General features: G+C 44.1%; 26 protein-coding genes. All 26 read right to left on the minus strand.

The window, feature by feature from the left end; translation table 11 throughout:
* Nucleotides 1-19 precede the first annotated feature (19 nt).
* The gene (gene ccpN / locus DESOR_RS23985) at nucleotides 20-658 is read right to left on the minus strand and encodes a transcriptional regulator CcpN (protein WP_014187184.1); all 639 of its coding nucleotides are present in this window, start codon (nucleotides 656-658) and stop codon (nucleotides 20-22) included.
* A 314-nt stretch (nucleotides 659-972) separates the two neighbouring features.
* The gene (gene glyS / locus DESOR_RS23995; RefSeq protein WP_014187185.1) at nucleotides 973-3,048 is read right to left on the minus strand and encodes a glycine--tRNA ligase subunit beta; all 2,076 of its coding nucleotides are present in this window, start codon (nucleotides 3,046-3,048) and stop codon (nucleotides 973-975) included.
* A gap of 2 nt (nucleotides 3,049-3,050) precedes the next feature.
* On the minus strand, nucleotides 3,051-3,941 hold the full coding sequence (gene glyQ, locus DESOR_RS24000; protein ID WP_014187186.1) for a glycine--tRNA ligase subunit alpha: 891 nt from the start codon (nucleotides 3,939-3,941) through the stop codon (nucleotides 3,051-3,053).
* A gap of 56 nt (nucleotides 3,942-3,997) precedes the next feature.
* A complete protein-coding gene (locus DESOR_RS30755) occupies nucleotides 3,998-4,120 on the minus strand; it encodes a hypothetical protein (RefSeq protein WP_282434390.1) in 123 nt (40 codons plus the stop codon).
* A gap of 188 nt (nucleotides 4,121-4,308) precedes the next feature.
* The gene (locus DESOR_RS24005; protein ID WP_014187187.1) at nucleotides 4,309-4,866 is read right to left on the minus strand and encodes an NUDIX hydrolase; all 558 of its coding nucleotides are present in this window, start codon (nucleotides 4,864-4,866) and stop codon (nucleotides 4,309-4,311) included.
* Nucleotides 4,867-4,951: 85 nt separating this feature from the next.
* The gene (locus DESOR_RS24010) at nucleotides 4,952-5,386 is read right to left on the minus strand and encodes a DUF4342 domain-containing protein (protein ID WP_014187188.1); all 435 of its coding nucleotides are present in this window, start codon (nucleotides 5,384-5,386) and stop codon (nucleotides 4,952-4,954) included.
* Entirely contained in the window at nucleotides 5,379-6,164 is a 786-nt protein-coding gene (gene recO, locus DESOR_RS24015) for a DNA repair protein RecO (RefSeq protein WP_014187189.1), read from the minus strand. Before recO ends, DESOR_RS24010 begins: the two co-directional genes overlap by 8 nt.
* A 53-nt stretch (nucleotides 6,165-6,217) precedes the next feature.
* Complete coding sequence (gene deoC, locus DESOR_RS24020; RefSeq protein ID WP_014187190.1) at nucleotides 6,218-6,862, minus strand: deoxyribose-phosphate aldolase; 645 nt, start codon at nucleotides 6,860-6,862, stop codon at nucleotides 6,218-6,220.
* Nucleotides 6,859-7,800, minus strand: a complete 942-nt coding sequence (era, locus tag DESOR_RS24025; RefSeq protein WP_014187191.1) for a GTPase Era — start codon at nucleotides 7,798-7,800, stop codon at nucleotides 6,859-6,861. The genes deoC and era overlap by 4 nt, the downstream gene beginning before the upstream one ends.
* A 40-nt stretch (nucleotides 7,801-7,840) precedes the next feature.
* Nucleotides 7,841-8,266, minus strand: coding sequence for a cytidine deaminase (gene cdd, locus DESOR_RS24030; RefSeq protein WP_427854253.1), 426 nt, complete (start codon nucleotides 8,264-8,266; stop codon nucleotides 7,841-7,843).
* A gap of 45 nt (nucleotides 8,267-8,311) precedes the next feature.
* A complete protein-coding gene (locus tag DESOR_RS24035) occupies nucleotides 8,312-8,698 on the minus strand; it encodes a diacylglycerol kinase family protein (RefSeq protein WP_014187193.1) in 387 nt (128 codons plus the stop codon).
* 39 nt (nucleotides 8,699-8,737) lie between these two features.
* The gene (ybeY, locus tag DESOR_RS24040) at nucleotides 8,738-9,211 is read right to left on the minus strand and encodes an rRNA maturation RNase YbeY (RefSeq protein WP_014187194.1); all 474 of its coding nucleotides are present in this window, start codon (nucleotides 9,209-9,211) and stop codon (nucleotides 8,738-8,740) included.
* 173 nt (nucleotides 9,212-9,384) lie between these two features.
* A complete protein-coding gene (locus DESOR_RS24045; RefSeq protein WP_014187195.1) occupies nucleotides 9,385-11,664 on the minus strand; it encodes an HD family phosphohydrolase in 2,280 nt (759 codons plus the stop codon).
* Nucleotides 11,665-11,732: 68 nt separating this feature from the next.
* A complete protein-coding gene (yqfD, locus tag DESOR_RS24050; protein WP_014187196.1) occupies nucleotides 11,733-12,908 on the minus strand; it encodes a sporulation protein YqfD in 1,176 nt (391 codons plus the stop codon).
* Nucleotides 12,908-13,189, minus strand: coding sequence for a YabP/YqfC family sporulation protein (locus DESOR_RS24055; protein ID WP_014187197.1), 282 nt, complete (start codon nucleotides 13,187-13,189; stop codon nucleotides 12,908-12,910). Before DESOR_RS24055 ends, yqfD begins: the two co-directional genes overlap by 1 nt.
* Nucleotides 13,190-13,344: 155 nt before the next feature.
* Nucleotides 13,345-13,797 carry a GatB/YqeY domain-containing protein gene (locus DESOR_RS24060; protein ID WP_014187198.1) on the minus strand — a complete coding sequence of 151 codons (453 nt, stop codon included), beginning with the start codon at nucleotides 13,795-13,797 and terminating at the stop codon, nucleotides 13,345-13,347.
* Nucleotides 13,798-13,811: 14 nt separating this feature from the next.
* Nucleotides 13,812-13,988, minus strand: coding sequence for a 30S ribosomal protein S21 (gene rpsU, locus DESOR_RS24065; protein ID WP_014187199.1), 177 nt, complete (start codon nucleotides 13,986-13,988; stop codon nucleotides 13,812-13,814).
* Nucleotides 13,989-14,123: 135 nt separating this feature from the next.
* Entirely contained in the window at nucleotides 14,124-14,468 is a 345-nt protein-coding gene (locus DESOR_RS24070) for a histidine triad nucleotide-binding protein (RefSeq protein WP_014187200.1), read from the minus strand.
* Nucleotides 14,469-14,564: 96 nt separating this feature from the next.
* Complete coding sequence (gene mtaB / locus DESOR_RS24075; protein ID WP_014187201.1) at nucleotides 14,565-15,875, minus strand: tRNA (N(6)-L-threonylcarbamoyladenosine(37)-C(2))-methylthiotransferase MtaB; 1,311 nt, start codon at nucleotides 15,873-15,875, stop codon at nucleotides 14,565-14,567.
* A gap of 95 nt (nucleotides 15,876-15,970) precedes the next feature.
* Nucleotides 15,971-16,708, minus strand: a complete 738-nt coding sequence (locus DESOR_RS24080; protein WP_014187202.1) for a 16S rRNA (uracil(1498)-N(3))-methyltransferase — start codon at nucleotides 16,706-16,708, stop codon at nucleotides 15,971-15,973.
* The gene (gene prmA / locus DESOR_RS24085; protein WP_014187203.1) at nucleotides 16,709-17,635 is read right to left on the minus strand and encodes a 50S ribosomal protein L11 methyltransferase; all 927 of its coding nucleotides are present in this window, start codon (nucleotides 17,633-17,635) and stop codon (nucleotides 16,709-16,711) included.
* Nucleotides 17,636-17,652: 17 nt separating this feature from the next.
* Nucleotides 17,653-18,768 (minus strand): molecular chaperone DnaJ, encoded by a 1,116-nt coding sequence (dnaJ, locus tag DESOR_RS24090; RefSeq protein ID WP_014187204.1) that lies wholly within the window; start codon nucleotides 18,766-18,768, stop codon nucleotides 17,653-17,655.
* A 205-nt stretch (nucleotides 18,769-18,973) separates the two neighbouring features.
* Nucleotides 18,974-20,809 carry a molecular chaperone DnaK gene (dnaK, locus tag DESOR_RS24095; RefSeq protein ID WP_014187205.1) on the minus strand — a complete coding sequence of 612 codons (1,836 nt, stop codon included), beginning with the start codon at nucleotides 20,807-20,809 and terminating at the stop codon, nucleotides 18,974-18,976.
* A gap of 19 nt (nucleotides 20,810-20,828) precedes the next feature.
* Entirely contained in the window at nucleotides 20,829-21,440 is a 612-nt protein-coding gene (grpE, locus tag DESOR_RS24100; protein ID WP_014187206.1) for a nucleotide exchange factor GrpE, read from the minus strand.
* An 86-nt stretch (nucleotides 21,441-21,526) separates the two neighbouring features.
* Nucleotides 21,527-22,558 carry a heat-inducible transcriptional repressor HrcA gene (gene hrcA, locus DESOR_RS24105; protein ID WP_014187207.1) on the minus strand — a complete coding sequence of 344 codons (1,032 nt, stop codon included), beginning with the start codon at nucleotides 22,556-22,558 and terminating at the stop codon, nucleotides 21,527-21,529.
* A gap of 137 nt (nucleotides 22,559-22,695) precedes the next feature.
* Nucleotides 22,696-23,859 carry a radical SAM family heme chaperone HemW gene (hemW, locus tag DESOR_RS24110; RefSeq protein ID WP_014187208.1) on the minus strand — a complete coding sequence of 388 codons (1,164 nt, stop codon included), beginning with the start codon at nucleotides 23,857-23,859 and terminating at the stop codon, nucleotides 22,696-22,698.
* Nucleotides 23,860-23,904: the final 45 nt, after the last annotated feature.

Genomic DNA, 23,904 nt, shown 5'->3' on the forward strand with positions numbered 1-23,904 from the left:
TAGAACACCTCCGCATTGTTTACTCTGTTTCAGCGATTTCTACAAAGAGTTTTGTAACATTGGTCTTGGTAAACCGGCCTACAACCTCATAACACTCATTGCCGTTTTCGTCGACATAACCTTCGACAACAGGCAAACTATCCACTTGATGTTTTACCAGTTTTTTTGCCGCGCTTAAAACCGGCTCATCCAGTGTCGTCATGTAGATATTAGGCATACGAGTCATAATTACCCCTACCGGAACTTGCTGGAGGTCTATTTTACCTAAGGAAGCTTTCATAATATCTTTTCTGGAGACCATTCCCAGAAGCGTTCTGTCTGGTCCAACAACTGTCAGACTCCCAACATTTTGCGTAAACATCACAACCGTTACATCATAAATACTCGCATCTTCAGATACTGTTACAGGCATCGACTTAAAGGCGCAGACTCGGAGCTGGAGCATACGTTCCATAATTGGGGAAGGTCCGAGATCTTCACGATAAGAGTACCCAACGCGGGGTCTGGCTACCAGAACCCCGGACATTGTCAAAACCGTTAAATCCGGTCTGAGAGTTGCTCGCGTCAAATTAAGAATTGTGGCTATCTTCTCACCCGTAATGGGTCCGGATTCTTTGACTATCTCCACAATTCGCTGTTGCCGTTCCGTCCATTCCAACCAGTTTCACCTCTTATGTATTGCTCAGGTTAATGTGACATACTATTAAAGTTTAATTCGTTCGATTATACCATATAATATTGGTTATTGAATAGATAGTGACTGAATAAATATAGAGATTTTATTATAAATGTTTTTATTGGTAGGTATAAACTCCTTTTCAAGAGCCTTAATTCTGAAAAATAGATCATAAATTGTCATTAATTCGTGTATTATGCCTCTAAGTAGCATGAAAAGGTCTGAGATAATCCCCAGATTAATCTCAGACCCTTTATATTTATTTGTCAAGAACCTTGCTCATGCTCCTCGTTAGATTAAGCCAGAAGACTTAATTCACCTAAGCATCCCAACATGACCACACATTGGCCAAGTAAGGCCAAGCGCATATTTTTAAGGTCCTTATCCTCAACCATGATCATCACAGCTTGGAAAAGCGCTTCGATTTGCGGAACAAGTTCCCAAGCCAAATCATAGGCTTCCTCATAATTCCCTACTTCCATTAGGTGCTCAAAGCGTTCTCTGCGTGAAGATAAGGATTGGGCTAAAGCTAATTCCGTCTGATCAACTAATCGGGAAGCATCTAATTCAACAAGAACTTCCTTTTTGGTAAGGTTGAAACAGCGGGTATAGCTTTGAGCATAAAGAACAAATGCTTCTTCAACCCTTTTTTCCGATAGGACCCGAGCCTTTTTTACAACCCGGTTAATGTCGTCACAACCAAAGGCCAAAACGGCATCCACGGTATCATAGCGAAGTCCTTGTTCTTGAAGCACGAAACGAACCCTCTGCTGGAAGAAATCCTGCAGCGAAGGCAAAATGTCCTCGATAGGTAAGAGAGCTGTCCCTTGCTTCTCAAAAAGACTGTAAGACTTTCGGAAAAGCTCTGTTAAGGAGAGGTTCCAGCCGGATTCCAAAAGGATCCCAACAATCCCTTGGGCCTGTCTTCTGAGGGCATAAGGGTCCTGAGAACCGGTTGGCTGAATTCCAATGCTGAAGGCGCCCACAATGGCATCCATTTTATCCGCAATACTAACCACGCGGCCCGGATCAGAAGCCGGCGTCTCATCCCCTGCAAAACGAGGCTGATAGTGTTCAAGTATCCCCTGACAGACTTCGGGTTTCTCACCGCTGGCTTTAGCATAATCTGCCCCCATGATCCCTTGCAGCTCGGGGAAATCGCCAACCATCAAAGTAACCAGATCGGCTTTGGCCAAATAAGCCGTTCGATCAATATCATCCTTTTTAGGTCCGGCAAACTCTTGCTGCTCTGCTAAATATTTTGATAGTCCCCGTAAACGTTCGACACGTTGTTCAACTGTTCCTAATTTTTCGTGATAGACAATTTTCCCCAACTTAGGAACCAAATCCGCTAGGGAAACCTTCTGATCTTCTCTGTAATAGAAAGCCGCATCCTCTAAACGAGCTTTCAGCACCTTTTCATTTCCCACCCTGACCTTATCAAGGGCAAACTCATTACCGTTACGAACGGTGATAAAATAAGGCAGCAATTTTCCGTTTTCAGCACGAAGAGGGAAATATCGCTGATGCTCCCGCATTGGTGTTGTGATTACTGCTTCCGGCAAATGCATATATTGAGGCGCTACTTCACCAAGCAAGGCTGTGGGATATTCTACAAGATGGATAACTTCGCCTAAAAGTTCTTCGTCAGAAGGCACTTGACCGCCCACTTGATCAGCAAGAGTTTTTATTTGTGCCAGGATACTGGCTTTTCTCTCTTCAGGATCAATAATAACGAAGGCCTTTCGTAAAGCCTCAGGATAATCACTTGGTTTCTCGATAATTACTTCATTGACAGAAAGAGTCCGATGTCCCCGCGAAACTCGCCCTGATTTTAAACCTACGAATTCAAAAGGAATAACCTCTGAACCGTAGAGAGCAACAATCCAACGAATAGGCCGGGCGAAGCGAAAATCAAGCTCTCCCCAACGCATGGGCTTCGGGAAATGCAAGGCGCCGATAATCTCCACTGCAACTTGAGGCAGAAGCGCTGCTGTGTCCAGTCCCACCTCAGATTTTCGGGCAAAGACATAAGGGATCCCATTAATTTCTTGAGTAAACAGACTTTCAACAGGAACACCCTGCCCTCGAGCAAATCCTTGAGCTGCCTTCGTGGGCTCTCCTTTTGCATCATAAGCCGCTTTCACTGCCGGTCCTTTGACTTCCATTGATAAATCCTCTTGCCTTTCTGCAAGTCCCATGACCATAAGTGTCAAACGGCGAGGAGTGGCAAAAGCCTTAATTTCCTGATAGGTTAAGCGGAGTTCTGCAAAGCGTTTGCCAGCCTGTTCTTCCAGCTGAGCCATTGCTCCCGGAGAAAACTTAGCTGGGATTTCCTCTGTACCAATTTCAAGCAAAAAATCCTTCGCCATTATTACTCCACCCCTTTCGCAGCATTATTTTTCAACAGCGGGAACCCTAATCTCTCCCGCTGTTCAACATAAGCATGGGCACAAAGACGAGCCAATGCCCGGACGCGGGCAATATAACTGGTACGTTCTGTGACACTAATAGCACCTCGAGCATCAAGCAGATTAAAAGTATGAGAACATTTCAAAACATAGTCATAGGCTGGAAGCACTAAGCCCTTTTCTGCCACCCGCTTGGCTTCATGCTCATACATGTCAAACCAAGTTTGTAAAGCCTCAATATCCGCTACTTCAAAATTATAGTGAGAGTAATCAATTTCATTTTGCAGATAAATATCGCCATAGGTCACATCCCCGACCCATTCGATATCATAGACATTATCTTTATTCTGAATAAAAGTGGTCAGACGCTCCAGTCCATAGGTGATTTCTGCGCAAACCGGTTTGCAGTCAATACCCCCGCATTGTTGAAAATAGGTAAACTGAGTTACTTCCATACCATCCAGCCAAACTTCCCAGCCTAACCCCCAAGCTCCTAAGGTTGGAGACTCCCAGTTATCTTCTACAAAGCGAATATCGTGTTCGCGAGGATTAATTCCTAATCGCTCCAAACTTTGCAGGTACAGTTCCTGAACATTATCAGGAGAAGGTTTCAGAATGACCTGATATTGAAAATAGTGCTGCAAGCGATTGGGATTTTCCCCATACCGTCCATCCGTCGGACGTCGTGACGGCTCCACATAAGCTACATTCCACGGTTCCGGACCCAAGGCCCGCAGAAAAGTAGCTGGATTCATCGTCCCAGCTCCAGTTTCCACATCATAGGGCTGAGCAATAATACACCCTTGCTCTCCCCAAAACTGGTTAAGACTAAGGATAATATCTTGAAATTTCATAGTAACCTCCTTAGATTTTTGCTAAAAATCCTTTTAACTCCTTCACCAAACAAGTATCAAAGAACCTGGTACAGCGAGGCTTTAGCCGAGATAGCTTCCTTAGCTGCACTAAAATAAAAACCCTCACCCCCGTAGCGTATTTTAGCTACAGGGACGAGAGTTTGTTCCCGCGGTTCCACCCTGTTTGACCCCTCAAGGTCCCCTTCGTTTTATGTGCTCAGAGCTGCCCCATTCATTTCTCCCATTCGGCTCTCACCCGCCCGAACTCGCTTTTTGAGAGGTTTCGTGAATTTCTTTCCCATCATCGCATCTTAAAAGGTGTTTAATTTTAATCATTATATGCTCAGGAAGAGATTATGTCAATTTTTCATAACCTATCAATTTTAGTAATTAATTTTTCATACACCTTATGCATATGAGGTTCATTGCTATATGCCGTTAACTTAAGCAAAGGAATCCACTGAACACCGCTATTTTCATCTTCTTTGACGGTTAACGGCTCATTTTCATCTGCCTCAAATAAAAACGCTGCCGACAGATGCAAATGAGGAGATACATATTCTCCTCGTTTGATATGCCCTAACACAGGAAGTATGTCCAAGGAGAATATGCCTGGAGTGACTAAACAAATCTTTTCCACTCCGGTTTCTTCTTTTAATTCTTTAATAGCAACAGCCAATAAATCCGTTTCACCATCAGCATGCCCGCCGGTCCAAGACCAAGAGTTATAGATATTATGATGGACAACCAACACCTTATCCCTGCTTTTATTAACCACAAAAGCGGAGCTTGTGAAATGGGCAATTTTATTACTTCTCGTTAGAACATCCTCAAAGACTTCTAAGCAACGTAAGATTATTGCCTGATCATTTTTCTCTTGCTCATTGAAGGGGACATATTTTTTTATAGAATCAGCGAAATCCATACTCTCTCTCTTTCTCTTAACCATACTCTAAACCGAATTCAAGACCGACAATTGAAGCATAAGGTTTACACAAGTATACTTTCACCTAAAAATCAGATGTCTCTTCAGAGGAAGGAAATTCATGCCTAGTGGTTACTTCCAATTCAAAGTGGTTGACGGCTGCTCCAACTGCCCCTATAAGTGCCAACATCCTTAAGCCCGGTTTTCTCCATATTGTATAGGCCAAAGCCAGCCCTAAGGGAGCCGAAAGACTGATGATGGTATTATCATGGCGTTTGAGACTGATAGTAGAATGACCGATATCTGACATCGTAGATTTCACACTATCCCAAATACCTTGACCACGCTCCTCAAAATGCCATTCCTGTTCCAAACCTTTACGAACCCTCTCCAGATCATCTAAAGCCTTTAATAAATCGCCCTGAGCCAAATCTAAGGCGGTACGCGCCTCTTCATAGCCAATCCCCATGCGTTGGCGCAAGATATCTATTTTTTCAAGTTCTGTCCAAGGTTCACTCATGTTCTGCCCCTTCCTTTCCTTCATGATTTCCCATCAGATCGTCCTGAGTAATGCTTCCCATTCGCCAAGATTTCAGCGGCCGCTCAAATCTATGTTCGATATAAAGACGTAATGTCTCCAGAATCTCCTGCTGCATCCAAGGACTCCACCGCAAACGATCAAGCTTCCTAAGATCGGCACGAATCAGCTGACGCATAAAAGCAATGCTTCCTGCCCGGATCCATCGTCCAGAATAGCCTTCCCGGCAAAGTACACATAGCGTTCCCCCTGCCTCAAGACTAAACAATAAACGCTCACCCTTTATACTCTCCCCACAAGACGCACATTCTCCCAGCAACGGACGATAGCCCATAATTCCCATAAGCTTTAAGGCATAAGCACCAAGCACAAGAGAAGGGTCAAATTCTGCGAGCAAAAAAAAGCAGGTTAACGTAAGGGTAAAAAGCTCCGGATTAGGCTGTTCTTGAATAGTTGAAATATCCAATAACTCAGCGATCCCTGAAGCAGCCAATGACCGATCCAGATCATTCCATAAATGCGGGAAGCTCTCCTTCGGGCTGCATTGACTGACTGTATCAAGAGATCTCCCCCGGTGAATCAGAAAATCACCATATGTAAACAACTGAGCTCCCGCCCTTTGCCGGCTCTTGGGTTTACGCACGCCTTTTGCTACAGCCTGCAGTTTCCCTAACTCACGGGAAAAAAGAGTGAGCACCCGATCCGACTCACTAAATTGTTTACTGCGGATCACTAACGCGTCCGCATGATAAACGGCCACGCTCTACTCACCCTTTCTATTCTTTGTAATCTTTAAACTAAGTATGCAATTTATTAAAGAAGCACCTTACTCGTCCCCAACCTATCAGCACCAGCCGCTACAAGTTCAAGGGCAAACTCCTTAGTCCTGATTCCGCCCGAGGCCTTAACCTTTACATTTTCTCCAACCCACTCTTTCAAATGGTGAACATCCTCAACAGTGGCCCCTCCGCCGGCAAAGCCCGTAGATGTCTTGATAAAGTCTGCTCCTGAACGTTTAACTATTTCGGCTGCGGTTTTTTTCTCGTCTTCATTCAACAGACACGTTTCAATAATGACTTTAATGGTTAACCCGCAACTATGGGCAGCATCAACAACCCTGAAGATATCCCGCTCAACGGCTTTCCAATTCCCGGATTTAGCCCAGCCGATATTCATGACCATATCGACTTCCTTACCGCCATGGGCCTTAACCATAAATACTTCTTGTACTTTAGCCTCTGTGTAGGTAGCTCCCAAAGGAAAACCAACTACCGCAGCAACACAAATTCCTGTACCATGCAAAAGTTTCGCAGCCGTTTGCACATAACAGGGATTAACACAAACAACCGCCAATTTATGTTCTTGAGCTTCGTGACATAGCGCCACAATATCTTTTTCCGATGCATCCGGTTTCAATAACGTATGATCCGTTATTCCTGCAAGATTCATCACTGTCATTCCTTTTCCTTTCCATAACCATAATTGCGCAGGCTATCGAGGCGATTCCGCCAATCTTTTTTTACTTTAACCCAAAGTTCTAAGAAAACCGGACTGCCCAGCAAAGCCTCAATATCCTGACGAGCTAAACGCCCAATCTCCTTAAGCTGTTTACCACCTGACCCAATAATAATTCCCTTCTGCGACTCTCTTTCTACGACTACCAGAGCGCGTACTTTTACCAATGTCTTCTTTTCTTGTACTTCTTCAATAACAACCGCAATTGAATGGGGAATCTCATCATGAGTCAACTGGAGCACTTTTTCTCGCACTAATTCTGCCATGATAAAACGTTCCGGTTGGTCAGTCACTTCATCCTCGGGATAATACATGGGCCCGCTGGAAAGCTGATTGAAAATCACGTTCAAAAGTTCGTCCGTGTTTTCTCCCGTTTTTGCAGAAATAGGCACTATCGCCTTAAAATCAGCCATTTGTGAAAATTGCTGAACCTTACGCATTAACTGTTCCTTATTCAACAAATCAACTTTATTCAAAGCAAGCACACAGGGAGTTTTAGTCTGTTTGAGCATTGCTATAATATACTCTTCTCCTGGACCAAAGTCTGCAGAAAGGTCCACCACATAGAGGATAACATCCACTTCGCGCATGGATTCCTTTGCCGTACCAACCATGAATTCTCCAAGTTTATGTTTAGGTTTATGTATGCCTGGTGTATCTAAAAAGATAACCTGTCCCCGTTCCTCGGTTAAAATACACTGAATACGGTTTCTAGTAGTCTGAGGCTTATCGGACATAATAAGTACTTTTTGCCCTAATAAATGGTTAAGTAATGTCGATTTCCCTGCATTCGGTCTGCCAATAACCGATACAAAGCCTGACCTAAATTCACGAGATTTCTTCGAACCCAAAAGTGAAGTCACTTCCCTATCTTCCAGCATTTTGTACTCTACATATTACCTTAACCTTAACCAATCATGTCTATTCAAAAAACTCCGGCCCAAAACCCTCAGGCAGCAGCACGTTCAAACTGGTCAAACGAACTTCTCCCCGGCCATTTACTAAAATAACCGGACAATCCGCAGCAAACTCACGAATCACTTGCCGGCAGGCACCACAGGGAGAAGGAAAACCATCGCCTGGAACTGCAATGGCTACTCCCTTTAATTCTCTTTCTCCTTGGGCTACAGCCTGGAAAATTGCATTACGCTCTGCACATACCGTTAGACCATAACTGGCATTCTCCACGTTGCACCCGCTGTATATTTTACCTGAGGAAAAAACTGCTGCGGCCCCAACAGGATAGTGAGAATAAGGAGCATAGGCCTGCTCATACACTGTTTTTGCCTGCTCGATAAGTTCCAGGATGGATTTTTGATCAAGTCCTTCAATTTCTTTCCCTATCACTTCCGTTAACTGCCCTGGATCCTGCCTCACGAAAAAACCACTCCTTTAATATAACATCTCCACCGCGAAACGATACAATACCGGAGCAAATACAATGATTCCGATCACAGCTGCTTGAAGCGAAGTTACCAAAACAGCTCCGGCGGCTACATCTTTTGCCATACCGGCCAAAGGATGAAAGTTAGGCTGGACCATGTCAACCACAATTTCAATTGCTGAGTTCATTACTTCAGCGCCGATAACACTGCCAATGGCAAAAATTAGAATTAACCATTCAAACCGCGATACCTCACTCCACCATGCCAGGAGCAAGACACTGGTACCTGCAACGAAATGGAACTGTACATGGCTCTGTGTTCTGACCGTATACAATACTCCTCGCCAGGCTTGATTCAAACTGCGCCAAAACCCTGATCTTCGATTTCTCCCCATGTGCCAACTCCCCTTGCAGTGATCAACCATTCGCCATTATTAAACTCTCTCTAATTTTAGTCTTGACATGACCTCTTCTTCTTTGCTGCGCATTTCTTGTTTATCCGTCTCCTCCTCGTGATCATAACCCAACAAATGAAGTGTTCCATGGACAGCTAAATAAATAATCTCCCGTTCGAAGGAATGTCCATACTCCTTGGCCTGTTCTCTTGCTCGTTCAACAGAAATTAAAATATCTCCCAGCATATCATCCTCTGCCACAATATCCGGTTCTTCCTCAACCTCTTCTTGTAAGGCAAAGGAAAGAACATCCGTCGGCCGGTCAACTCCTCGATACTCGAGGTTTAATTCGTGGATACGCTCATCATTGATTAACACTAAACTTACTTCCGCTTCTTCAGGCCCATCTGACCGCCGGATCGCTTCTTGAACCCCTTGATTTAATAAATCAGTCAGGGATTCACGCTCCTCCGGCGAGATGGACTCTTCTTCCCAAGAAATATCTATGATCATAGAATTACAAGTAAACCATCTGTCTCAAAAAAGAAGATAATTTACCCTTCCTCCCTTCGATTTCAAACGTCCGCAATAAGTAAGTCTTTTTACTCCTCATTAGAAAACTTGGCTGGCGCCCGAAGACACTGTCTTTGCACGTATTAGCCCTTCTTGCAGTATGCAACCAAAAGTTATACTTTCTGATTAGTATTAGAAACCTCAGCGTCAGCTGTCCCTTTAATACTTTCTTGCCCAACTGCTTTTGGGGTGTCCTCGCACTCAGGGCCAGCTTCTCCGGACTGCTTTTTATGCATTGAATTTTGTCCGTTTTCCCGAACACTCGGCATCTCAGGATATTCCACCCGAGAATGGAAAATTCCGCTTAAGACACGTACAAAGGCCATTGCAATACGGTCTAAATCCTGAAATGTTAAATCACACTGATCCAATTGCTCATCATTCAGCTTATCTTTAATAATTTTGCGAACGAATCCTTCAACTCGCCCCGGAGTAGGCTGTTTCATTGAACGGACAGCTGCCTCTACACTATCGGCTAAAGCAACTAATGCCGCCTCTTTTGTTTGAGGCTTTGGGCCTTCATAATGAAAGCTTTCCTCCGGGACATTTTCGTATTCTTCAAGGGCTTTGTGGTAAAAGAACGTAACCAAACTGTCCCCATGATGCTGAGCTATTATATCTTGGACCTGAAGGGGAAGTTTATTTTCCTTCGCCATTTCCAACCCATCTTTGACATGAGAGGTAATAATTAATGAACTCAGGGTGGGGGCGATCTTGTCATGAGGGTTATCTTGAGTAAATTGATTTTCAATAAAAAAGTAAGGACGTTTTAATTTGCCGATATCGTGATACATGGCTCCAACTCTTACTAAGGTCGCATCCGCTTGAACCGCTTCCGCAGCCGCTTCAGCTAAATTTCCTACCAGAATACTGTGATGATACGTCCCCGGCGCTTCCATCAACAAACGTTTCAGCAACGGTCGATTGGGGTCCGATAACTCTAAAAGACGCACTGATGATGTAATATGAAACCCTGACTCAAACCAGTGCAAAGCTCCGACCGTTAAAAACGAAGATGCCAAACCGTTGACGACACCCAGCATAACGCCAACAGCCCAAACTGTTGCCCTCATATCCGAAGTCAAAGCGATCCCGCTAATGACTAGAACATTAACTCCGGAAACAAAGATCCCGGCACGTGCTAAGTCGGAACGCTGACTAAGGCGGGATACGCTGTAAACTCCAACAATCCCTCCAAATAAAGCAACTATCCCTGCATGCAGGCCGAAAGCTGTCGAAAGTGATGGGTCCACTAAAACAGCAACAAACACTGCTAAGACCAAGGTCACCATTACCGCAATATCAACGCCAACTAAAATAGCAACCGTCATCGTCGCCCAAGCAATGGGAATCAACATTCCCGACAACGTATCAAAATCCGCTCCCAAATTCAAGGCGATTACCGCACGTCCAATTGCCAAGACTAAGCTCATAATAAGCCCGATCAAGACCAGACGATTCGTTACACGTAAAATATCCCGCTTATATTGAAATAAATAGACTAATATAGCGCTCATTCCGATAAGCACAATGAGAGCAATTCCCAATACAGAGTTCAAAGTATTATTACTATTAATTAATCCATACTGAACTAAAACCTGGTAGATTGTATCGTCAACAATTTCCCCAGCGCCCACTATTTTTTGATTAGCCTTGTAATATAATGTCTCCTGCTTTACTAAAGCTTTAGCAGCTGTTCGTAAAGCTTCTGTCGTTGACTCGTCCACAATTAAGGTGGGCTGTGTTACCTCCTGATCCAGGAAAGCCTTAAATAAGGTTTTGGCATCTTCGGTCAAATCGGCCTCATCAAGTTGCGCTTTTGTCTGATCACGAAAAGACGTCATCCCTTCATTTGTCTTGGCCCCTGTTTCCAAATTACGGGCTCTGCTGAGAATGATGTCTCTGCCAACTTTTTCAGCATTCTCCAGTTCGCTGGGTACGGTATCAACTAAAGAGGTAAGCACACTCTCCGACAATTTTGCAAAGAGTGGTATTTTCTTGAGTTCGGCAATCCCTGTATCTCCCGAAGCAGAAGCATTACGCAAAGAAACAAAGGCATTGTCCAGTTCCTTGGTCAGTAAGTTTAAATACTCCTCATCCGGTTTGTAGACGGGTTGGACCGCTTTTGCCGCCGCCTCCTTGTCCCTGGTATACTTTGCTTCATCCACAATATCTTTATTCCACGGAGCAGTAATAAGCTGAGGACTAGGTTCTCCTAATTCCAACTGTAATGTCGATACAAAAATATTGGAAGACAACAACACTGTAAACAACAGAAAATACATCACTCCAACAATAGCACGCAGCCAAGTGGTGTGATGTTTAAGCCAATCAAGACGGCTGGACAGCTCATCCCAGATCTTCTTGAATATTTTGATCTTCAATACCATCATCCTTACTTCCCAATGCCCTACTTCACGATTAGTCAATTATTAGGGCTAAATAATTATCAATAAATTGCTTACGGATTAGCGTACACTGCTATATCCTCGTAGGTTTCCACTTCCACTCTGATTCTCTCAGAATCCGAACTGTTGGTGAGAATTTTTACTGTTTCCAGTACAATAGGAACCCCTTTGGCAATTTTCTTCATAACTTCAGCCCTGGCCGTCTGTTCGGCAAGTCGACGAGCTTCGGTTACAGAACGTTCAATGTGCACATTACGGAGTTCGATATGATTTACTCTTATACCTTCGACAGGAAAGCGCCAATTCCTCCAGAGTTTTAGAGATTGAGCGATTACTTCTTTGCGAGATTGCTCAAAGGGAGAATTCTGTGTTGTTAGCATTATAACGCGGGAGCCAATTTTTATACCCCTGCCTATGGCAACTCTCCCACTTTCCTCAACTTTATCCTCAACAAGAGGTATTTTAGCTTCAGCACTGTACCACACTCGCGCCCGTACAAATCCCCTGGCCACAGAAGGCGAAGACGCTCCATTTGCTTCCATAGTATTTCCTTCGGGACTCTTAATCAATACTTGACCTGCCCGAACTGTTTCACCCTCATGAACCAAAGGAGTTCCTTCTATCACCATAATTTCTTTGACAATTCCAGCATGACTGGCAACTAAATTGCCGGCTTCATCCGGGATAGAAGGGCGAATTTTCTCTGACACTCTAATTTGTATACTCGTTCCATGCCGTTCAATTCCTATCCAAGCAGCATCCGGCAGTTGATCTTGAAGAGCTTTAGCAATTGTGTTTAAATCTAATTTCTTTGAATAAACCCAAGTCTTAAGTCCCAGTTTTTCGGCTCGTTCCAGCACATCACTTGAGCTGAGATTCTTATTTCCCAAGACTGAAATTGAAAGCACAAGCTGAGAGAGGACTGTCAGAAAGAACGCAATTATCAAAATCCCAACTAACAACCCTTTTCGGCGCCACCAACGTGCTGCAATAAAAGGCCAGCCATACTTGGCTATTATATGTATTCTTGTGTGTGTACGTCGGGCTGCTCTACGCAGCCGCCGAAAGTCTGCCAGCTCAATTTGTGCTCTCATCCCTCGTTCGGATTTTTGGGTATGATAAAGAATGATTCCCTCTTTAGAGACGAGATTAACAAAGCGGGCCAATTGCTCCCCCCTTGCGAGAAAAAGAATTCGCCCGGACCAAAATATTCTCAGCCATTCAAACATTACTTCATCTCCCCTCCACCAAAGGAAAAGGACGTAAGCTCCCCTTCAATTTGAAGTTCTGTAGCTAAAATAACTTTAAGCATTAACCCCTTTCCTCTAAAATAAATATCTCCCTCTGCTGTTTCTAAACGAATTTCTTCCTCAGAAAAATTAAGGATGCTGTTATAATTCTCAACGACTATTTGTTTTCGTCCAATTATTGTAATTTTAGGACCTTCTCCCACGACGTCAGGTGGAAAATCCAAAACCTCTCCTACGCTTGTTTGTATTTTCTTGAACAAAAAAACCCCTCCCTTACCAAAATATCTATGAAGGGAAAAGCCAATATAGTCCAAGCCTTAATATCAAAATTATTGGTGAACACCGAAGCCAAGCAGTAAAGTAAAAAGACCCAGTCACTTTCTGTAACTGAGCCTCTTTTACTAAAATTAATTAGTTACGCCCCGAGAATTTCCCGTACAATCTGATTGACAAGTTTGCCATCAGCTCGACCTTTTGTCTTAGGAGTAACTGCTCCCATGACTTTCCCGAGGTCTTTCAGACTTTGTGCCCCTAATGTGGTAACGGTCTCCTGAACGAGTTGGCGAATATCCCCTTCAGAAAGCTGTTGAGGAAGGTAATCCATAAGAACCGCCAATTCCTCTCCTAAAGCCTTAACCTGATCAGGGCGATCCGCCTGCCCGAAAACTTCAAGCGCATCCCGACGCAGCTTAACTTCACGTGCTAAAACTTCTATGACTTGCTCATCGTTAAATTCAATCTTCTTGTCGATCTCAGCATTTTTTATGGCGGCCCTGGCCATTCGGATGACGGAAAGTCTTACCTTCCCCTCCTCTTTAGCCTTCATGGCAGCCTTCATATCCTCAACCAAGCGATCTTTCAGGGTCAATTCGAAGACACTCCTTACTTGAACTTGCGTTTACGTGCAGCCTCAGACTTTTTCTTTCTCTTCACACTTGGTTTTTCATATGCCTCGTGTTTACGAGCTTCTGCGCTTAGACCTGCCTTTTGACAAGAACGCTTGAACCGGCGGAGTGCGGCATCAAGGGATTCATTTTTACCAACTCTGACTTCACTCATTGTCTATCCCTCCCTCCACTGGATCATCACAAATATACTTTATTATTATACTGGATGAAGGAAATTGCGTCAAGCCAACTTTCACGGCAACACCTGACGAATAGGGACACATATTTCCTTAATCAGAATAATAAATCAGCCAATTCTCGCGTTAAGTGCCTGACCTCCAAGTAAATGAAAATGCAGATGCCCCACAATTTGGCCACCATCGGTTCCCATGTTAGAAACTACTCGATAACCTGATTCATTCACTTCAAATTCCTCAGCCAATCGGCGAACAACTCCGAAAAGGCGGCCAACTAATGGTTCATTTTCAGGGGTAATATCATTCACGCTTCGCAAATGGACTTTCGGTATAATAACTATGTGCACTGGTGCCAATGGCTGAATGTCTTTAAAAGCCATAAGTTCTTGATCTTCATAAACAATTTCACTGGGGATTTCCTTTTGTACGATTTTGCAAAAAATACAATCAGACATTTTATTTATTCCCTCCATTATCTTATTCAATTATCCTTTTAAGTGACAAATTTTAACACATAAATTGAGATATCCCGAGCAACTTGTCAATCTCACCTAAGAAAGCCTAAGATTATGCTCGCTTAATATTATCGTTATAAACTCTCCGGCCGACCACTGTCTTCCATCCTCGCGACAAGGAATCTGAACCTGAATATAATGAGGAGTATGCCCAAGTGCCCATCCTTTGGCATCAACCTTTTCAATCAGCACTTCCACAGAACTGCCAACAAATTGACTGCTAAACCTATTTTGACTGTCTCGTGCAACCTTTATGAGCTCTTTAACCCTTTGCTCCTTTAACTTCTTCAAAACTTGATCAGGATACTCGGCAGCAGGAGTTCCTTTACGCTTAGAATAAGGAAACACATGAATTCCGGCAAACTTACAGGCCTTGGCAAATTCTATTGTCGAAGCATGATCAGCCTCAGTTTCCCCAGGGAAGCCGACAATGATATCCGTCGTAACCGCAAGATTCGGGATCCTCTGACGCAGCCTTTCCAGCAAATCTCGATACTCCCTCAAATCATAGGGGCGATTCATACGTTTTAAGACTTCATCACTGCCGCTCTGTAAAGGAATATGCAAGTGAGGACAAAGTTTAGCGGAAGAAACGATACTCTCTATTAAATCATCCGTAAATTCCATAGGCTCAATGGAACTTAAACGCAGCCTCCGAAGTCCATCAATCTTATCCAGTTCTCGTACCAAACGGGCCAAATTCCACCCTTGTCCTAAGTCTTGACCGTAAAATCCCGTATGAATACCCGTCAAAACAATCTCCGGGTAACCCTCCTCAACTAACCTCTGAGCCTCAGCAAGGGCATTTTCCGGTAGCCGGCTTCGTAACGGCCCCCGAGCATAGGGAATAATACAATAGGTACAAAATTGATTGCACCCTTCCTGAATCTTTAACATTGCCCTTGTACGATGTTCTTCCCTGAGCTGAGGAAGCTCTTCAAATGTTTCAGCATCCCAGATATCCCGTACGGCATTTTGAGGAGCCTTCTCAGCCTGCACACGATCGATCCACTCAAAAACTTTCATGCGGTCCTGAGTACCAAGAACCAGATCAACCCCGTCAATCCCCAGCACTTCCCCCGGTGCAGTTTGAGCATAGCAACCCATAACAACAACGACACTCTCCGGATGAGCCTTAATCATCCGGCGAATCACCTGCCTGGATTTGCTGTCCCCCGTATTCGTCACAGTACAGGTATTCACCACAACAACATCCGCTTCTTCTGAGGCATTCACCACTTCATAATTCGCCTCACGAAAAAGTTGGGCCATTGCTTCACTTTCTGTCTGATTCACCTTACAGCCCAGGGTAACGAAACAAACGGTTTTTTGACTATCTAATGGCATTAATTATTCCACCTTTTTCCGACTTGCAAGAACCTGCATAGAAGGCGCACATGAAATCTGCGTCGTAAGACCGAGGGGCTGTACACACAAGTCCCCTAGCCCAGATCCCCAAAATGCCCCAGCACCAGCGTCAGGGCTGCCATTGCCGCCGTTTCCGTCCTAAGTATCCTAGGCCCTAATGAAACACTTTGAGCTCCGAGGTTTTCTTTCGCCCAAGCTACTTCGCTTTCCTCAAAACCGCCCTCAGGACCAATAATAATAGCAACGGGATGCTCTGCTTTCATGCCTCCAAGTACAGGGGCCATTCGCTGCGACTTCTCCTCTTCATAGGGAATAATCCATTGAGTATCCTCCGGCAAAAGTCCTTTAATATCTTTCCAATCACTGACCTCTTTAATTTCCGGTTCCAGAACCCTGTGTGACTGTTTTGCAGCTTCCGAGGCGATTTTTTGCCAGCGGGCTACCCTGTCCTGAGCTTTCTTGCCCTCAATATGTACAATAGCCCGTTTTGCCCGCAAAGGTATGAGTCCGGCCATGCCTAACTCCGTCCCTTTTTGGATTACCCAATCCATTCGTTCCCCTTTTGACAATCCTGCAACAATATAGACAGAAGTATGTGCTTCAACATCAGGTTCATCCGTACTTAGAATACGGCAAGTAACACTCTTGTCTTCAATATTGACAACAACTGCGGTATACTCTCTCCCCGTATTATCATAGCCTACGACCAAATCCCCTGGAGAAAGCCTTAAAACTCTTACTAGATGTTCTCGTTCTGCATCTCGCAGCCAAAAAAAATCCCGACCAAGTTCTGTGATTTTAAAACGATTCATTTAAGCCCACCTCGCTCGAAGTAAAATCCAGCCAGAATCCTCCACTCGTTCAATAATTTCGAATCCAAACTCCTTTAGTGCTGTTTCCACTTCATCAGCACGTTTTTCAATAATTCCCGAGGCCAGAAATTCGCCGTTTTGACGCAGTAACCGCTTTAAATCCGGGAGCAATGCCAAAATCACATCCGCAATAATATTGGCAATGACCACATCAGCCTGTCCCTCCAGGACGGTGCCTAAGTCTCCTCTTAACACTCGTACCCGGTCATTCACCTTGTTTAAGGTGACATTTTCTTGGGCAACCTTTACAGCTACTGCATCAAGATCCACTGCGTCCACCGTTGCACCAAGTTTAGCTGCAGCAATTGCCAATATGCCGGAACCTGTCCCCAAGTCGAAAACCTTTTGCTCCGGTTTTATCATGCCCTCTAAGGTCTTTAAACATAACGTTGTCGTTGGATGAGTTCCTGTACCAAAAGCCATACCCGGATCAAGCTCCAAAACAACGTCTCCGGACTCGAGATTTGCCTTCTCCCAAGTCGGCTTAATTAAAAAATGCTCCCCAATTTTTAGAGGCTTAAAATAAGCCTTCCAAGCATTTGCCCAGTCCTCTTCCTTTAAAGTTAATCCCCTGCTCTGAACAATCCAGTGGGGATAACGTTCCAAGAGATGGCATAGGCCTTCATCAAGCTTCTTAAGCTTGTCGGAAAGCTCATCATTTTCCGGAAAATAACCCTTGACTACAGAAGTTCCGGTGAGTCCTACCTCGCCAAAGTCATGGTAATCCCAGTTACCGGATTTCACATAGCTTAACAAAAGTTCCGGATCTTCCACACTGACTCCTGGACAACCCAGTTCATAAAAAAGATCGGCAACAGTTTCCTCTCCTTCCGATGAAACTGTTACCGCCACTTCGCGCCAATCCATTTGTATATACTCCTTTTTTACCCCATTGCATCACGGAGGTTTTCTTTGAACTTTTCGAACAAGGATTTTTTACCCATCTGCTGCTGTTCCGAAGTGACTTCTCCGAATTCTCTCAATAGTTTCTTCTGCTTTTCGTTCAGTTTTGTCGGTGTTGTTAAAACCACGCGAACATGCTGATCTCCACGCCCAGTTCCACGGCGGCGAGGAATTCCATGGCCTTTTAAGCGAAACACCGTCGATGTTTGGGTTCCTTCGGGAATCTTCATCTTAACCAATCCATCAAGGGTAGGAATATCGATCTCCGCTCCCAGGGCGGCCTGTATAAAGGTGATGGGTATCTCACAATAGACATCATTTCCATCCCGTTCAAAAAACTTATGTGGTTTAACGTTTAGAACGATATAAAGGTCCCCCGGAGGTCCTCCTTTAGAGCCGGCTTCCCCATCCCCGCTGAGCCTCAAATTCAGGCCGTCTTCAGAACCCTCAGGAACATTAATTTTGAGAGTTTTGACCTTACGGACCTTTCCTTGTCCATGGCAAGTTGAGCAAGGGCTACTAATTGTCCGCCCTTCACCTTGACAAGTTGGACAGGTTCTGGCAGTTTGAATATGCCCAAAAGGAGTTCGCTGCGTTGCTTTAACTTGCCCGCTGCCATGACATTGTGAACAAGTCGTAGGATGGGTACCTGGAGCAGCACCGGACCCCTGACATTCTGTACAAGTCTCATCCCGTGGAATCTGGATTTCTTTTTCCGTCCCAAAGGCGGCTTCTTCAAAGGTTAAGGTCATGGAATAACGCAAATCTGAACCCCGCTGCGGTCCGCCGCGCCGCTGTCCGCCCCCACCAAAGAACATATCGAAGATATCGCCGAAGCCGCCCATATCTCCAAAGCCGCCGCCCATGCCACCCATACCAGGATCCGAATGACCAAATTGGTCATAACGGGCCCGCTTTTCCGAATCACTTAAAACTTCATAGGCGTCTGTTATTTCTTTAAACTTTTCTTCCGCTTCCTTATCCCCCGGGTTAACATCCGGATGATATTGGCGAGCTAACTTTCTATACGCTTTTTTTATCTCCTGCTCACTTGTATTCCGCTCGACTCCGAGCACCTCGTAGTAATCGCGTTTCATTATTTCCCTCCACATTCCTGCTTAAAAACCATTCAATCAGCCAGCAAAGTTCTATAGTATTATATGATCCTTCGGCCAGAAGCACAAGAAAATATCCGTTTTTTGATAACCTAATGAACGATGAACAAACAAACGGGCACAAAGGCTTTTCGACCTTTGCACCCCAAAAATATTATTACTTTCAATAGGAGACTTTATATCTCTCTTATTGATCCTTTTTCACTTCAGTGAACTCAGCATCGACAACATCATCATCTTTTTTAGCCTGCTCAGCCCCAGGTTGTGCACCGGCATTGGGATCTTGAGCAGCTTGTTGTTGATACATCTTTTCAATATAAGGATGAAGTACTTTATTCAAGGCCTCAATTTTAGCATTAATTTCTTCGGCACTTTCACCTGTTGCAGCAGTTTTCAGTTCTTCTACCGCCTTCTTAATGCTCTCAATTTCAGAAGAATCTCCCTTACCTTCAAATTCTTTGAGAGTTTTTTCGGTTTGGTAAGCGATTGAGTCGGCTTGGTTTCTAGCATCAATCAGCTCTTTGTGTTTTTTATCTTCCTCGGCATGAGCCTCAGCATCCTGCTTCATCTTTTCAATATCATCTTTGGAGAGACCTGTTGAAGACGTAATAGTCACTTTTTGTTCATTTCCCGTCGCCACATCTTTGGCAGATACGTGAACAATACCATTGGCATCAATGTCAAATTTGACTTCAATTTGGGGAATGCCGCGTGGTGCCGGAGGAATTCCTGTGAGTTGGAAACGTCCTAAGGTCTTATTGTAGCTGGCCATCTCACGTTCCCCTTGCAGGACATGAATGTCAACAGAGGTCTGATTATCTGCAGCTGTTGAGAAGACCTGGGATTTTGTCGTCGGAATCGTCGTGTTGCGGTCAATAATTCTGGTAAATACTCCTCCCAGAGTCTCAATTCCTAAGGAAAGAGGAGTAACATCCAACAGGATCATATCTTTTACATCACCACTGAGTACTCCCCCTTGAATAGCAGCACCCATAGCAACAACTTCATCAGGATTAACCCCTTTATGCGGCTCTTTACCACTGACTTTCTTGATCGCTTCCACGACGGCCGGTATACGAGTAGAACCGCCGACTAAGATAATTTGATTAATATCGTTCCAGGAAAGTTTGGCGTCTGCCATTGCTTGACGGGTAGGTCCAACGGTTGATTCAACCAAATCCGAAGTGATTTCATCAAATTTTGCCCGTGTAATATTCATGTCCAAGTGTTGAGGTCCTTCTGCTGTCATCGTGATAAAGGGCAGATTGACATTAGAAGTCGTTACACCGGAAAGTTCAATTTTGGCCTTTTCTGCAGCCTCTTTTAAGCGCTGGAGGGCAACCCGGTCTTTAGCAAGATCCACACCGTGACTTTTCTTATACTCAGCTACCATGTAATCAATCAAACGTTGGTCGAAATCATCTCCGCCAAGATTGTTGTTACCGCTGGTAGCTTTTACCTCAACCATGCCTTGGCTTAATTCAAGGATGGATACGTCAAAGGTCCCGCCTCCAAGGTCATATACCAAAACAGTGGCATCATCTTTCTTGTCCAGTCCGTATGCCAGTGCTGCAGCCGTTGGTTCATTGATAATCCGCAGAACTTCCAGTCCGGCAATAGACCCTGCATCTTTCGTAGCCTGACGCTGAGCATCCGTAAAATAAGCCGGAACCGTAATAACCGCTTTTGTCACTGACTGACCCAGATAAGCCTCAGCATCCGTTTTGAGCTTTTGAAGCACCATAGCGGAAATTTCTTGTGGAGTAAACGTCTTATCATCAATTTTTACTTTAAAGTCAGAGCCCATATGACGTTTAATAGAACTTACCGTTTTGTCGGGATTTGAAATGGACTGTCGTTTAGCAACCTGTCCGACCAATCGTTCACCGGTCTTAGAAAAGCCCACAACTGAAGGAGTTGTACGATTTCCTTCGGCGTTTGGAATAACAACTGCTTCTCCGCCTTCCATAACAGACACGCAGGAGTTAGTTGTACCTAAATCAATACCTATAATTTTACTCATGATAATTATCCTCCTTTTACTAGTTCGAAACTTTGACCATACTGGGACGCAGAACTTTTTCCTTGAGGTAATAACCTTTTTGCAGTTCTTCAACAACCGTGTTTTCCGGATGTTCATCAGATTCTACTCTGAGCACAGCATCATGAAGATTGGGATCAAACGGTTGACCGGTAGCTTCTATAGCCTTGAGGCCTTCCTTGTCAAGCACCGTTTGCATTTGCCGGAAAATCATATCCACACCTTGTGAAAATGCATTGAAATCCGGGTTGGTTCGGGCTGAACTGGCGGCCCGTTCAAAATTATCCAAAACGGGAAGTAATTCTGCAATGAGACGTTCAGAGGCATATTTAATAATCTCCGTTTTTTCCTTTTGGGTCCGTTTCCGGTAATTATCGAATTCAGCCTGCAGCCTCATCAAATGATCCTGATGTTCATTGACATTAGCCTTAGCTTGCTCTAACTCAGCCTCAAGGGTCAGGATTCTTTCCAAAGGATTCATTTCTTTACTATTAGGATTATCCTTTTCCGGAGAATTCTCAAGGTCAAGATCCTGTTCCTGGTTCTCCTCTATTGGGTTCTCATCCTTACTAAGCTTTCGGCCTCTGAGAGTTTCTTCTCCCATTCGCGCCATGCATAATCACCTCTCGCAACTTAATCAACATAAGTTTTTAATTTAATATAGAATGAACCAAAAGGCTCAGTCAACACCAACTATCGTCACCGACGTCGCTTCGTAAGAATTTCCGTCAAACTTTGGGTCATGAAATCTACAATGGCAATGACTTTAGCATAATCCATACGAGTCGGCCCAAGGACACCTACTGCTCCAATGGTTAAGCCATTCACTTTATAAGTGGCAGAAATTAAACTGCAATCTTGAAATTCTTTGATTGTATTTTCTCCACCAATGATGACATTTAGTCCCTCTTGGCGGGGGGTCAACAGCTTTTTCAAGGGTTCATTTTCTTCAAAGACTTTAAATAAGGTTTTGACCTTGCCTAAATCCCGGAACTCAGGCTGGTTAAGCATATTTAAAGTCCCACCGAGGTGAATGCGTTCATCATCCTCGTTATCATCCAGAATAGCCCTCAGCATTTCCATAGCATTATCAATTAACAGTCTTTGTTTAGACAAATCACTGTATATTTCATGAAGCAAGCTGCGCTTTACCTGACTCATGGAATAACCGCGCATTTTTTGATTGAAAACATCCGCTACATGCTGCATTTCTTCCGCCGTGATGTTCTCTCCCACATCAACAATATGGTTTTCCACAGCACCATTTTCTTTAACAATAACCATGATTACCTGACCTGGCTGATAAGGCAGGAAATGCATCTTCCCAAAAGTGCTTCTCCCTTTATGAGGGCCAAGCACAAGACTCGTTAGATTGGTAAGCTCAGACAATAGCTTGCTTGTATGTGCTACAACTTCCTGAAGTTCATGGATTTTTTTCGAACTTTCTCGTTCGATGATTTCCATTTCCTCAGCGTTAAGCGCCTGAGGATCCATCAAACAATCGACGTAGTAGCGATACCCTGCATCAGAGGGTATTCTTCCTGCCGAAGTATGAGGCTGTTCAATATATCCTAAATCCTCCAAATCCGCCATTTCGTTACGGATAGTGGCTGAAGATACACCCAAATCAAACTTACGTGCAATGGTTCGAGAACCAATTGGTTCAGCGGTAGCAATATAGTCTTGAACTATCGCCCGTAATATTTTACGTTTACGTTCATCCATTTGCATACATGCTTCCCCCGCTTCCTAAGCTGATCCCCTTTTTCGTTGTTAGCACTCTACCTTGATGAGTGCTAACAGTTGATGTCTTCACATTACCATGTCATTTTCCCTTTGTCAAGAATCATTTTAGATAATTATTCGTGTTAGACAAACTCTTGCAGTATTGAATTAGCGATAAAAGCATATTTAGGATTTAACCGGAAATAATCACCTTCGATGATAAAGACATCCTTATTTTTATAGCGTTCCAAAACCCCTTGATAAATATCCCTGAGATCAACCTCAAAATCATTTTTAAAGGATTGAAGATGAACCCCTTCCTCCAGGCGCAGACCTAAAATCATCCGCTCCGCCATGCATTCACGCAAAGTTAATACCTCTTCCCCCGATTCGTCAATGGGGCTCCTTCTTTCAAGCAAGCGCAGATAATAAGTATGGACATCCTCAATATTCTTCCAACGCACTCTGTTCAAACAAGTTACCCCACCGGGGCCAAACCCCAGATAATCCTCCCCCCGCCAATACCCCAGGTTATGCCGGCATTCATATCCTCTGCGGGCGTAATTTGAGGTTTCATATTGTCTGTACCCAGCTTGTTTCAAACGCCTGGCAGCCCATTCATACATTTCTGCCTGCATGTCTTCATTTGGAAGCAAGCAGCGTTCATTAGCAGGACAAGGGGCATTACTCTCAAAGCAGCGCGTATACAGAGGCGTTCCCTCTTCCAGCATTAACCCGTAGAGGGACAGATGCTCCGGTGAATTTGAAATTGCTTCCTCAATGGTCTCCTGCCATATCCTCATAGATTGTCCTGGGAGCCCAAACATCAAATCCAAATTAAGATTTGTAAACCCGGCAGCTCTCAATCTTTGGATGGCTTTGCGTGCTTGATTAGCTGTGTGAATGCGACCCACTGATTTTAACAACTGATCATCAAAGGATTGGATTCCCAACGAAAAGCGGTTAATCCCATAACGTTTTATTAAGTCGATCTTTTCCTCGGTTAGGGTTCCGGGATTACCTTCCATGGTTTTTTCCCTTTGAGGATCTGAGGGAAAAAACTTTCGAATCATTACCAACAAACGTTCTAAATCTCTTGCCCCTAAAACACTTGGCGTGCCTCCGCCAACAAAAAGAGAAGACACCCCTTGAGGGGCATCTTTTTGCCTCTTTGCCAGCTCTATTTCTAAACCTTCTAAATAGACGGAAATAAGATCCTTGGAGGAATCTCTTAGGGAATGGGAATAAAAAGCACAGTAGTCACATTTTTGAACACAAAAGGGGACATGAACATATAACGATGGCATACTAGCCCACTCTCTTCCTAGCCAAAAAGTTTAATATCCTTCTGC

This window comes from Desulfosporosinus orientis DSM 765, assembly GCF_000235605.1.
GTDB lineage: Bacteria > Bacillota > Desulfitobacteriia > Desulfitobacteriales > Desulfitobacteriaceae > Desulfosporosinus > Desulfosporosinus orientis.